Origin of the sequence: Flammeovirga sp. SubArs3 (assembly GCF_947387565.1) — a bacterium.
In the GTDB taxonomy this organism is placed as follows: Bacteria; Bacteroidota; Bacteroidia; order Cytophagales; family Flammeovirgaceae; genus Flammeovirga; species Flammeovirga agarivorans.
Genome location: NZ_CANDOA010000002.1, coordinates 362,201 through 376,443 on the forward strand (window position 1 = coordinate 362,201; position 14,243 = coordinate 376,443).

General features: G+C 35.6%; 7 protein-coding genes. 4 read left to right on the forward strand and 3 right to left on the reverse strand.

Annotated features, from left to right (window positions below):
- Nucleotides 1-54 precede the first annotated feature (54 nt).
- Complete coding sequence (locus QL232_RS06050) at nt 55-6,129, reverse strand: Ig-like domain-containing protein (RefSeq protein ID WP_281613458.1); 6,075 nt, start codon at nt 6,127-6,129, stop codon at nt 55-57.
- A 402-nt stretch (nt 6,130-6,531) separates the two neighbouring features.
- Here QL232_RS06050 and QL232_RS06055 point away from each other — a divergent pair, with 402 nt between their 5' ends.
- From QL232_RS06055 to fabV, 4 genes are all read left to right on the forward strand, one after another.
- A complete protein-coding gene (locus tag QL232_RS06055) occupies nt 6,532-7,359 on the forward strand; it encodes a DUF2490 domain-containing protein (RefSeq protein ID WP_281613459.1) in 828 nt (275 codons plus the stop codon).
- 138 nt (nt 7,360-7,497) lie between these two features.
- Nucleotides 7,498-9,723 (forward strand): helix-turn-helix domain-containing protein, encoded by a 2,226-nt coding sequence (locus QL232_RS06060; protein WP_281613460.1) that lies wholly within the window; start codon nt 7,498-7,500, stop codon nt 9,721-9,723.
- A 240-nt stretch (nt 9,724-9,963) separates the two neighbouring features.
- Nucleotides 9,964-10,176 carry a hypothetical protein gene (locus QL232_RS06065; RefSeq protein WP_168880559.1) on the forward strand — a complete coding sequence of 71 codons (213 nt, stop codon included), beginning with the start codon at nt 9,964-9,966 and terminating at the stop codon, nt 10,174-10,176.
- Between the two features lie 232 nt (nt 10,177-10,408).
- Nucleotides 10,409-11,596, forward strand: coding sequence for an enoyl-ACP reductase FabV (gene fabV, locus QL232_RS06070; RefSeq protein WP_168880560.1), 1,188 nt, complete (start codon nt 10,409-10,411; stop codon nt 11,594-11,596).
- 74 nt (nt 11,597-11,670) lie between these two features.
- On the opposite strand, the gene QL232_RS06075 is transcribed toward fabV, so the two are convergent.
- Entirely contained in the window at nt 11,671-12,132 is a 462-nt protein-coding gene (locus QL232_RS06075) for a hemerythrin domain-containing protein (RefSeq protein ID WP_281613461.1), read from the reverse strand.
- Nucleotides 12,133-12,207: 75 nt separating this feature from the next.
- Entirely contained in the window at nt 12,208-14,103 is a 1,896-nt protein-coding gene (locus QL232_RS06080) for a carbohydrate porin (protein ID WP_281613462.1), read from the reverse strand.
- Nucleotides 14,104-14,243 lie beyond the last annotated feature (140 nt).

Here is a 14,243-nt window from a genome sequence, read left to right on the forward strand (position 1 = left end):
AGCCTTTTTACTGTCTGTCCTTAAATAATTGTCTTCTATGTGTACCAATTATAATTATTGTTTAATCACCTTGATTTGACTAAACTGTTGTTCCCCTTGAATCTGAATAAAGTAGATACCAGATTTTAAAGATTGGAAGTCAACTTCAACATGATTGCCTTGATGCAATAATTGACGGATCAATTTACCTTCAATGTTGATGATATTGATGTTCTGATCTTGCTCAGGAAGATCTAATACAAGAATATCACTAACAGGGTTCGGGTAATAAGAAACTTTTACTAACTCATCTTCTAGACTTGTTACTTCAGCTTCCTCAATCACAATACTGATCGAAGCAGATGTTGTTGCTCCCTGATCGTCTGTTACAACTACTTCAACTTCATAAGTACCTGATGCATCAGGTGTCCAATCTAATTCGAATGGAGCTGCAGTAATTGTTTCTACTAATTCATCGTTTACAAATACCTCAACTTTCTCAATAGAACCATCAGTATCTGCTACATCCATCGTATAAGAAACCGTAGCTCCTAATGTGTAAGTTGTCGCTTCGTCTGATGTTGCTACTGAAATTGTTGGTGCAACGTTTTCTTCTTCACCAATACTGCTATCAACGATATTTATAACAGCTTGAGTTGTACCTGTAAGTTCGTCGTTATCTGTAGCTATCGCTTTTACTGTATATTCACCAACAGCATCACCTGTCCAGTTAAATGTATAAGGAGCTTCAGTAACTGTAGCAAGTAGTTCATCATTAACGTAGAAATCTACTTTGCTTACTGTACCATCTTCATCTTCTGCTGTCGCAGTGAAAGCAACTTCACTGTTTATTTCAAAAGAAGATTGATCATCTGTAGTTGATAAAGTAACTGTAGGTGCATTATCACTTACTTCTTCTGTAAGTTCAAAAGTCATTTTACCTAAATTAAAACCACCATCAATAAAATAGACTTTCATTACATGTTCCCCTTTCGTAAGTGATAAGCCCTCTACAGTTTTACTTTGCCAAGTATTCCATCCGCCTGTAGCATCTACAGAGATATTACCCGAAATATTAGTACCGTCTACTTCAATGTAGAATGGACCTCTACTTTCTGAGTTATCGGATGCATACCTGAATGAGAAGGAATAGATTCCTGATGTAGTAACCTCTACTGTATACCTTAACCATTCACCAGGACCTGTCCAACCAATAGTTGGCCCTTCATCTTCACCATACACAACATCTACAAATTCATCTTTTCTATAATCACCCTCGTTGTAAGCTACCAAGTCGAAGTAAGTGATGTTTTGTCCGTTACCGAATTCAAATACATCGTAATGACCAGACTCGATAGTACCAGGGATCTGTGCCGCTGTATCTCCGAATGGAGTAATATTACCAATAGAAACAGTTGTTTCTTCAGAAGTAACTGTGGTAGCATCATCAAAAGTTGCTGTTGCTTTGAAAGTGACATCGCCACTAACATCAGAAGTCCATTTTAAAGTATATGGAGCAGCAGAAACACTACCTACACTATTGTTATTGACAAAATACTCTACTGATGTAACTGTAGTACTACCATTTAGTACCTCAGCTGTTAGCGTAATATCTTGACCAATCACATAGCTTTTATCTTTATCTACACCTGCAACCTTTAACGTTGGTTCATCTCCTTCGTCATCATCTCCACAGCTTCCTACAGTAAATGTTTGAATATCTTCAATTGTATTTCTTTCACCACCTTCTGGGTGAGAGTAAGTGTAATAGAAAGATACTTCACTTCCAGCAGGAGCATTTAATTGGAATGGCTCGTTAGGTTTTGCATTGTAACCAGGGTATGCACCATCACCAGTTTTGTAGAATAAGATCAATACATTATCACCCATTCCATCAATTAATGGAATGAACGTCAGTGTTGGATTCTCAGCTTCTCCAGAGAATGAATAACTGAAGTGACCATTTGCCATTTCTGCTTCATAACATGAGTTGGCTGATGTACCTGTTACTTCTATTTCTTTTGAAGTTGCTGTTTTGTTATCATTATCTGTAACCACTGCAGTGATTACACTCTTACCTTTAACAACACTCCAATTAATAGAATAAGGAGCCTCAGTGTCTGTTCCAATAGAACTTTCACCTACAAAGAATTCGACTTGTGCTACTGAACCGTCAGTATCAGCAGCTGTAACTGAAATTGAAATATTAGTTCCCTCTTTGTATGAGGCTCCATGATTTGGTGTAACAATTTCGATTGTTGGAATTGTAGTGTCTACAGGCTCGCTGACACAGCTTCCAACAACGAAGGTATTCGGTGTAGCTGATGTATTTCTTTCTCCACCTTCAGGGTGTGAGTAAGTATAATAGAATGAGATTTCGCTTCCATTAGCAGCTGTAATTTGGAATGGTTCATTTGGCGTAGCATTGTAACCACCATATCCACCACCGTTGATAGAAAGGAATAAAATACAAGTTGGAGAACCCATTCCTGATTGATTAGGAATAAATGTTAGCGTAGGGTTTTCACTAGCGTCTGATAATTCAAAATCATAATCGCCATTATCACTTGTTCCAGAGCAAGAAGGTGCTTCTTGTGCTGTAATTGTGAATGTTTTACTTGTACTTGTTTTAGCATCATTATCTGTTGCTATAGCATAGATAGTGTAATCTTTTGCTTCCGTTGGAGTCCATGATAATTCGAATGGATCAGTTACAGATCCTACAGATTCATTATCTACAAAGAATTCTACAGAACTAACATCTCCATCAATATCAGAAGCTTCTGCAGCTAGCATGATTGAAGAATTAACAAAAACTATATCTCCATCTTTCGGAGCAGTTAATTGTACTGTTGGAGCAATTTTACCGTCAGCAGTAACAATTAATTTAATCACATCGCTGTTAGAATACTCACCATTGTCTACTGTTAGTTGAACAAGGTACTCACCTTCTACTAAGTTGCCTAAAGTAGGAGTAGATGTTGTTTCACCTTCAAATTCAATAACACTAGCACCATATACTTGAGTCCATACATAAGTCAATGAGTTGTTTCCTGGGTCTGAACTGTTAGAACCATCTAAGCTGAAGCTACCTGCAGAGATATCTACCACTTGGTCTTCACCTGCATCAGCTACAGGAACATCATAAGAAAGGTCTCCAGTACGACCGAAAGTCATTCTACCTAAGTTAAATTCACCACCTAGGAAAGACACTCTAAGAATATGTTGTCCTTGAGTAAGTTCTATATTGTTTACTGTTGCCGAAGCCCAAGTACCCCAACCTCCTGTTGTAGCTACTTCAATGTCTTCAGAAACTTTTTCATCATCAATTGACAAGTAGAAAGGACCACCGCCATTTCCATTTGCACTTGCATATCTGTAAGTGAAATCATACACACCTGCAGTTTCAACATTTACAGTATATTCCATCCATTCGCCACCAGCTGTCCATCCAACTGTAGCTCCTTCCGCTTCGTCTGCAACATTATCGATATACTCATCTTCTCTGTAGTTTCCTTCGTTATAGGCAGAAACATCAAAGTAAGTAATACCTTGGCCAAGGCCACCTTCGAACTGGTCAAAGTTACCAGCATCTATAGTACCTGGAATTACATTGATTTCGTTGTTAAAAGGAACTTGAAGACCTGCAACAACTGTAATGATGTTAGAAACATCTACAGCTTCATCAGTATGGATTTTTGCATAAAAACGATGCTCACCTGCTGAAAGTTGAGTAGCAGAAAAAGTAAATGGAGCAGTAGTTAGTTCACCAAGAAGATTACCGTTGTCGAAAAATTCAACTTTCGTAGGAGTTACTTCCTCAACAGTTAATGTAAGATCGATTGAGCCATTGACTGCAGCTTGTTCGAAGCTAGTTTCCAATAAACTCTCAATTTCAACATCTTTGTTTGTTACTGTTTGGCCAGCAGCTACTGCTAGTTCATAGCCATCAGAGAAAGTTACTGTGATTTCTGAAGTACCATAGTTGTGAGCAACGTATGTTTTTTCTCCATCATTGTTAAAAGTAACAGCCATAGGATGGTCTGCAGTAACAGAAACATCAATCTGACCAAGGGCGTTCATACTGTGTAACCAATAGTAGGTGTGTGAATCAGATACACCAAATTTTAATGGTCTGTTTGGATAGTCGTTGTATAACTCTAATGCTTTACTTGGATCAGAGAAAGATAAGTAGCCCCACATCACATCGTACCATAGATTTGGGTTCTCTACATTATTTAGCACATCAGTATTCTGGGTCATTTCATTCCATAATTTATCGACATAAGCGGTGTTGTGTCCCAAATACAGTGCGCCTCCATGAAGAGGGTAAAGTTCAATATTATATGATGCTGCAATGTCTGCTGTCCAGAATGTTCCATTGTCGTAGCTGTTACTCCAAACTCTTGATACTAAGCTATAAGCCTGATCATCTTTAAAGTTACGCTCGTTCATATCGAACCAATATTCTTCGACAGCCGTTTGTTCTGTTGTATATAAATAGATTCCTAGATCTCTAATTTCATCGTTGCCAGTAACCGATCCCCAGTGAATTAATGAAGAGTGGAACTGCATACTTTCTGACGTAGATTCTTGATCATTTCCTTGAGGGAAAGAAGCAAAACCATTTGCCCAACAGTGTCCTGCATATGGGCTAAAGTTTCTTAGGAATGGGAATAACTCGTCGTCTCTATTTGGAGAAGAAGCGTCTCTAACCAATAAGTCGATCATATCACCATATTGATCTGCCCATCCTGGCTCATATTGCTCTAAAAATGCTGCGGCATGGATAAAGTAACCCCAGTGGAAGTGGTGGTCATTTAAATTTGAGTCTTGACCATGACCGGCAGGGTAACCCAACATAGCACTCCAGTCTGTGTTGTAGTAGAATAAGAATGCTACCTCACCACTTTCTGCAGTTAACCAATCTTCTAATCTTGTCTTAATAGTAGTGATGATGTTATCTCTTACTTCAGTTTCGCCCATTAAGTCAGCTATTCTTGCATTTTGGATCAAACGGTTCATTGCTTGTCCTTCATTGTAAGAATCTGTCCAGTCTGATAAACCTTCATTTTCTAAAGATTTCACTTTTGACAATAATGCTGATACATCAAAAGATTCACTGTTGTTGTTGACATACGGTAATGTTGGAAGGATACCTCTAAATGTATTTTCAACTTGGAAAGTATTACCTTCAATCATTTTTAATTCACCTCTTACTGTAGTGTAAGCGATAGAACCTGGCGTTGTTGATGCATCTGAAAGATTAGCCCATTGGTGTGGAAGTAATCCTAAAAGCATATTTGTATCATCGCCTTCTTTAACTTCTGTAGTAACAGTAAAATCTGTCGTCAGTGTAGAAGCAGAAGCATCGTAATCCCATGCTACAGTAGTATTTGTAGGGAATACATAAGCATATTTTTGGAAATCAGCTGCAGTAGTTGCAACGTCAGAAGTAGACTGTGGTAGCATAACTGCTGACCAGTAATTTTGACCATTTAAAGATGATGAGTAAGTACTGCCATCTTGAGTCCAAGTACTACCAGTAGGTGCATAGATTACAAAATCAGCACCTTCTCTAGCATCTTGTACCATGATCATTTCATCAGAAACAGTTACTGTTCCGTGGTTGATAGTAATTGTTGCTACATCATCATCGCCTTTTGAGAAATAGACGAAGGGCATACCTATACCAGATGTAGCTTGTAGGTGGTGCGAACCATCATTCCAGTCTATAGTTACAGTCCAATCACTATGGTCTGCAACTGTAGCCTGAGATGCTGAAAGTCCGTCAACTCCTACAACGATTGGAAGTAAATCATCAAACACACCCCAAGAGATATAGCTCATCACTAAACCCTCGTTGGTGGTTTTCATAGAAATTGGATAATTGAATAAGTTAGAAGCGTGATCACTTTGTATTAAAGTGGACCACCAATCATTAGTTGGTACGGGTTTATCAACTGCGTTTCCGCTTAGTTGAGGTGTGCCCGTAGGGTAGCTGTTTCTCCCCGCTGCATCAGTTCCTGGATAGGAAGTAGTATAACTACCACTTCCAATGTTGGTTATTTGTGCGTATCCGGTGATATGAAGAGAAAGAGTCAATAAGGCTATTATTATAGCCGAATGAGACGTAATTTTAAATTTCATAAGACGGTTTTTGTGTAATAGTCATTACCCCTGGACGAGAGGTAAAATATGTTAGTGAATTGAGTATGTACTTCAATATTCTGTGCACAAAAAAAAGTTAGTAATACATCATTTCAGTTCATTAAATACGATTTCGTAAATCAGTTTTTGTGAGTTTGATCAAAACAAACATAAAAGATGTAATTGGAACTTGAAAATGAGGTGGTTACAGGGGTTATCACTTAAAAAAAATACGTATAAGTATCTGATTGTTAGTTGGTTTTGTTGGTTATGTAAATATTTTTAAATAACTGTAAATCATTTAAAAAAAAGATATTTAACATTGAATACTGAGTAAAATCACAAAATGTTACTTATTGAAAATCACAAAAGTGTCAAAAATACAGTTAAGTGTAGTTCGTTATGGAAGAGAATCAATCATTAACTGATCAGAATTTCTATCGAATTTTTTATAACTTCGCGCCACTAAAAAGAGATATTAATCCATTCATTGTCATGATAATTTTTAAGAAGTTACTTCTTAGTATTTGCTTTGTTTTATTTGCTGCTACATTAAGTTATTCACAAGAGAAATCCCCAGTGAACAAAGACGTAGTTAATCAACAATTATGGATGGATTTCTATATCAAGGTGCAGAAGAATGATCGCTTTAACTACTTGTTTGATTTTGGATATGAAACGATCTTTTTGGATAACTATTGGAACAAGATCTACCACGAGACTTCTGTTAATTACCAATTAAGTAATCGCTTTGATCTAAAAGGAGGAGTAGCTTTTTATTATCACTTTAACCAGGATATAGATAATCGCTTCGAATTAAGGCCTTGGCAAGCTATCGTATATAAGGTAGTAAAGAGGGAACGTATAAATATTGGTATCCAAACTAAAATTGAACAAAGGTTATCTTGGTTAATGGATAACAAAACATACAATTACGACTTTCGATTAAGAATGAAAGTTGCTGGTAGTGTAAAGTGTTTCAAGAATGACTTGGATTGGTATGTGCCATTTGTTGCAGAATACTTCTACCCTATAAAGGATAATATCCCAGAGGTCTTTCATAATGTAGCAAAAATTGGTGTTGGGATAGGAAAGAAGTTCAATGATAGGTGGAATGGTTCTTTTATGGCAAATTGGCAATATTCAAGATCAGGTCCACAAGATCAATATAAGGTATCAGACTTTGCCTATCAGTTTCAAGTGACAAGGTTGATTGATAAACGTAAGTAATCGATCTCCTGATGATAGTTTAAATATTTCACAATAAAGAGGTGGAAAACAGGATGCTTGTGTTTAATATTTCATCATTTTTTCTCAACTTGTGAAAAGTTATCGTTTTAATCTCATTTTAAAAACAGCAAACGATTCATGGAAGAATATTCATTACCTGAACTAGTTTCTCGCTATATCAACACAACCAATTGCAATGTATTCTTAACAGGAAAAGCAGGAACAGGTAAAACTACCTTACTAAAATCAATTAGAGAAAATACACATAAAAACGTACTAGTGGCTGCCCCAACAGGTATTGCTGCAATTAATGCTGGAGGGGTTACCGTACATTCCTTGTTTCAATTACCATTTGGTGCATATATACCGGATGAGAATTTTGAATTCAATGACAATGTTACCACTGTAGCACATATTAATACCCCAAAATCGATCTTTAAGGGTTTCAAAATGACTTCAAAGAAAAGGGCTTTGCTGAAGTCTATGGAGTTATTGGTGATTGATGAGGTAAGTATGCTGAGAGCAGATATGTTGGATGCTATCGATAAAATCTTGCGACATGTCCGTATCCGAAAAGATCTACCTTTTGGCGGTATTCAAGTATTATTTATTGGAGATATGTTACAGTTGCCTCCGGTAATTAAGAACGATGAATGGATGTATTTAAGGAATTATTATCAAAATGGTTATTTCTTTAATTCAATAGTATTAAGACAACATCCACCTATCCATATTGAGCTTCAGAAAGTATATCGACAATCCGATCCTACTTTTGTTAATATATTGAACCATTTCAGAGAGAACAAAGTGACTTCCAACGATGTGAAAGTGCTCAACTCTCATTATGACCCCGACTTTGAACAAACAGAAGGTGATGGGTACATTCATCTTACGACACATAATAAGGTAGCTGACGAGAAAAACCAGAAATGGTTGACTGAATTAAAGAGTACCACATTTACCTATTCTGCAGATGTTGAAGGAGGGTTTCCCGAAAGTCAATACCCTAATGCTGAAAATTTGAAGCTAAAGGAAGGGGCACAGGTTATGTTTATTAAAAATGACTATTCAGGAGAGAACAAGTACTTTAACGGTAAAATTGGAAAGATAACGAAATGTACTTCTAAAGATGTATGGGTAAAGTTTGATGATGGGACCCCGGAATTTAAAGTGGAAGATTATGAATGGGAGAACAAGAAGTATGTATTAAATAAGGAAACCAATGAAGTTGAAGAACAATTAATTGGTAGGTTTATACAATATCCGCTGAAATTAGCTTGGGCGATTACAGTACATAAGAGTCAAGGTTTAACATTCGATAAAGCTATTGTAGATGTAAATAGAGCATTTGCATCAGGACAAGTGTATGTGGCTTTATCAAGATTAACTTCTTTGGATGGATTGGTATTATCTTCTCCAATTAATGAGAGAGGTATTCCAATAGATCAATCGCTAAGTCATTTTACACAATCCAGTCAGTCTATTGAAGAATTGACTCCTCATTTAAAACTGGAAGCGCATCGATTTATCTATGATACTTTGCAATCAGCCTTTAATCTAAGCTTTTTGATTGAGCATTTAGAAGAACACTTGTCTACCTATGATAAGTTGGAGAACCTTTCTTCCAAGCAGACTTATAAGCCTTGGGCTAAGAAACTATTAGAAGAAATTCGTGAATTAAGAAAAGTAGGCGATGGATTTAGAAGGCAAGTTCATCAAATTATTACTGAAGAGAATGATGGGTATATCAACTTCTTGCATGAAAGAACACTTAAGGCACAAGGGTATTTTGATAAAGTTTTAAAGGAACATCATAAAAACGTTCAAGCACATTGGGATAAGCTTAAAACAGCAAGAGGTGTAATGGCTTACAGTAATGAAGTGAAAGAAGTGGCTTCTTACATCTATAATGTTGCTCAAAAAATGATTCGAGCAGAAAGGTTAGTGAAATCCTATATTGATAAAGCAGATTTAAAGAAAAATGGTATAGGGAAACCTAGTTTTGAGATCTCTGAACAGAAAGATGAGCCTGTTCAATTAGCTCCAAAACCTGAGAAAAAAGAAAAAAAGAAGTTCTCTCCTCATGTAGAAACATATATTTTATTTAGGAAGGGAAATGATGAAAAAGCAATTGCAAGGGAAATGGGGAAAACCGTTGGGACTGTTGAGACACACCTTGCAAAAAATATTGCACAAGGGAGAATTCAATTAAAAGAATTAGTTCCTTCTAAAACCCAAAGAGTTATAGAAAACGCGTTGGAAAAAACGAGAAGTAAATCGTTAAAAGCGATCAAAGAAGAAGTGGGAGCAAAGGCATCTTTTGCACAAATAAAGTACGTCATTGCAGCAATGGAAGCGATGTAAAAGCCTTTATTAATGATGTTTTTTATCTTATTAATCAGATAATTAATAGGATCTAAATTAGATTTTGTTGTTCTAATTTTAGTTCACAAACATTTGATTTTCGATCAATTTTGATAAATAATAGTTAATTGTACACTTTTTTAAGGTTGTTTTACAGTTTATTATTAAAATTCTTCGTTAATTGAATATATGACTACGAAAGACGGACATTATTATTACAACTAAAACATCATTGACATCATGGATATTTTAATTGCTATCACTCTACTGTTTCTTTTATGGAAACTGAGAAGAGTTATTTACAAGACAATGGCTTATTTGATGTATACACCTTATTACATTGTGACGAAAATTCATCAAAAAATTATGATGATGATGTACAAATTGGAACATCAAAAAGAGAATTTAAAAGATAGTCTAGCTGTGAGAAAACATGCATTCCATAAGGAATAAGAGCAACAACAAAAAGGAATCTCGGTGTGATAAAGCATCGGGATTTTTTTTGTTTTATACTTTTATACAGTCTCGATAAATTCCTAAAAGTCAATAAAAAAATTACAACTTCTTCTTACTTACTTCTTACTTCTTACTCTTTTTTTTACCTTTGTCCGTCTTAAAAGACATAACCATTTATTTAAAACGTCTTGGTGAACAAACAACAACGAGACATAAATAAGTATTAGAGATGATTATCGAACCTAAAACTAGAGGTTTTATCTGCTTGACAGCACACCCAACAGGATGTGAGCAAAATGTGATCAATCAGATTGAATATGTAAAATCTAAAGGAGCAATTGATGGTGCTAAGAAAGTATTAGTAATCGGCGCTTCTACAGGTTTTGGCTTAGCATCAAGAATTACAAGTGCATTCGGATGTGGAGCATCTACTATTGGTGTATTTTTAGAAAAAGCACCTTCAGCAGGTCGTCCAGCTTCTCCAGGTTGGTACAACAGTGCAGCGTTTGAAAAGCATGCTCATGAAGCAGGTTTATATGCTAAATCTATCAATGGTGACGCTTTCTCTAATGAGATCAAGCAACAAACTATTGATATGATCAAAGAAGATTTAGGTCAAGTTGACTTAGTAATCTACTCTTTAGCATCTCCAGTAAGAACTAATCCTAACACAGGAAAAAGACATAAATCAGTATTGAAGCCAATCGGTGATGTTTTCTCAAACAAAACTGTAGACTTCCATACAGGTAACGTTTCTGAAGTATCAATCCAACCAGCAACAGAAGATGATATCGCTAATACTGTTGAAGTAATGGGTGGTGAAGATTGGGAAATGTGGATCGATGCAATGAGAGAAGCAGGTGTTTTAGCAGAAGGAGCTGAAACTTATGCTTACTCTTATATCGGACCAAAATTAACTGAGCCAGTATACAGAAAAGGTACTATCGGTGCTGCAAAAGATCACTTAGAAGCAACAGCTCATAAGATCACTGAGAAGTTAGCAGATATGGGTGGTAAAGCAGTTGTTTCTGTAAACAAGGCCTTAGTGACTCAAGCGTCATCAGCTATTCCTGTAATTCCATTGTACATTTCTTTATTGTACAAAATAATGAAAGCGGATGGTATCCATGAAGGTTGTATCGAGCAAATCCAACGTTTATATGCAGACAGAATCTATTCTGGTGATATGAAATTGGACGAGAAAGGTAGAATCAGAATTGACGATTGGGAAATGCGTGACGATGTTCAAGCGAAAGTTGATGAGCTTTGGGCAATCGCTACAACTGAAAACTTATCAGAAATTGGTGATTTGAAAGGTTACTCTGATGACTTCTTCAACTTATTCGGTTTCAAAGTGGACGGTGTTGATTATGATGCAGACGTTAATGAAGTAGTTGAAATTCCTTCGTTAGCATAAAACATATATTCTTTTAAATAATACAAGCCAACTCGAATAACATCGGGTTGGCTTTTTTTATTTTATAGCTTGATTTAATTCTCCCAGAATTCAGGTTCAAAGGCATGTCCTTCTATTTCTGTTACTTCTACATTGAGGTCATTTCCAATGCCGAACAATTCCTTGTCAGATAGATTTTCTTCTAGCCAAGGAAATAGAATCCGCTCCTCAAATCTAATGTGATTATTGATGATCTGACTGAGAGCTAACCCTTGTTCGATAACATCAGTAGGCGTAATATTAATGTTCGTGATAATGTTACTAATGATATTATGATCGTTTAAAAATCTACGTTTGATTTTCTCATCATTAATTAAATAGGCTAGTGTATTTTCTTCTTCTGTAAAATGATTTCGAAGGTGATTTTCGTAATAATCATTGATGTACCGAACAGCAGTGAGCTGATCTGTATGATTAAGTTTCTTTAGACGATGGCAAAACACAAGTCCATGATGATGCTCATGAGATAATGGAATAAGGTTTTCGTTTCTTTTCATATACTTTATTGGGTAGGGTTTACTATAATTTACCGATTCTAAATCGAAATCTCAAGAGGTAATGATCAATAACTTTTACAATGCATACCTCAGTCTAAAAGAAAAGATGGCGACTGCACTTTTCTCTTGATTGTATACGGGGTTGATATATACTTGAACATCTGGAGAAATATTGACATGTTCCGTTAATTGCATATTGTAGTAAAGTTCTATACCTAATTGGCTTTCATCAATTTCAGGATCTACAGGTGCTCCAAGATCTACTCCAATTCCAATTTGATCATCTTTTACAATATTATAGGAGCAACCGGCCATGACCATATATCGCATAAGTGCTCCATCTCCTTGTGAGTAGGCTAATCTTGAAAATAGAGTTGTTTTATGAATAGAAGTAGAAGCAGAAAAACAAATCCCCTGGCTTTCATTCGAGATCAAATTACCTTCGCTATCAGTTCTTGCATCTTGATACCAATACGTAACATGGATATTCTCTCCATTAAGAAATGGAGTATGGGTATTCCAACCTAATTCAATCCAATATAAATATTCTCCTTTGGCAAAAGATTTAAAACTATTACTGATAAAGTTGGTTGGTTCTCCATTAGCATCATGGAAACCTCCGGCAACATAAGTGTTTTTAATAAGGTCTTTTGCTAGAAATGCACCACCAATTCCTTGGTTGGGAATCGCCATTGCAGGGTTATTAAAAAAAGCTTCACTCAGAAAACATTTGTAAGGGTTCAACAATGGAAAAAGATCAATAAAATCTCCTGGATCCATGATACCTAAAACAAATCCATATTTATTATTCTTGAAAGATTGCCTCCAATATAAGTTGGTTAATCCCCAACCCATATCTTTAAAACTTGCTGTACTTAGTGCAGACCCTGATTCATATCCTAAATGTCTCGGAGCAGTAGGTGTTAAGCTATGTCTATTTTCAATCTTAAAAATTAAGCCTCCTTGGGTGTCTTTGGTATTAACAGGTTCCCATGTACCAAAAAAGCGATATATTCCACTTGCCGCATTGGGTGAACCAGATTTTACATATGAAGAATGCTGTCCTAAAAACATATAATCCATTCCTATTGCTACATTATACTTTAGTTGAATGTATCTTTTGAAATCATAATAAGTGTCTAAAGGTTTATCCATGGGCTTTACATTTACCCAAGCATCTTTTTTCATGTCATCATTTAGAAGGTCAGCATCAACAGATTTAGAACCTCCTGTCATTTGTATTCTATCGTAGCCGGATTTTGTATTTTGTATATTTATTCTTTTTGACACTTGAACGGTATCAAGAAAGCTTCTCTTGTACATTGTAAACTCAGGATCATCTTTAAGGTCCATTAAATCTAATTCCATTTCAAGCATTTTATTTTCATTAAATTCTTGACCTACTTGTAGCATTAAATCGCTGCTGTCTGGAATATATATGTATCCATAGTCGGGGATAGTTTCTTTCTGAATGGCCCAGTATAAATATTCTCCTTCATCTAAAGTGATATTTTTCATTTCATCTGGAGCAAGGTTAACGGTGTCTTTGCCCAATTGAACCATCATACTATCTATTGTTGTATTCCTTATATATATAAAGGCACTATCATGGTTGGCATGTGTCGAATGTATATTCTTGATTATATTTTCAGCCTCCAATAAATTATTAATCGTAATGTCTTCAATTAATGCATAGCCTTTCTGATCAGATTCTATATCCCATACCTTTATAAACTTATCCTTGTGTTCCATATCAAAAACAAGAAGAAATTGTGCAGAATCAACAATGGTTAGGACATCAGATTTTACTGAAGGTAATAGATATACTTCTGTACTCTTATTGGTATTGGCGTTAAACCATTGAGCATTTGCTTCAGGTATATTACAACTGAAGTAAACAATAAATAATACCCATGGGGAGATATTATAACGGATAGTTTTTGAAAAATAGTTTTGTATGAGCGGTAACATGTTAATCTCTATCAATCATAGTATAATATAGCTGATAATAAGATATTTATTGAAGTGCACTTCAATAAAAATCGTAGTTAGTCTTTTCTTAAAATCAAGTATAATATACAAATCACAAATCAGTATTCGGATATCAAAAA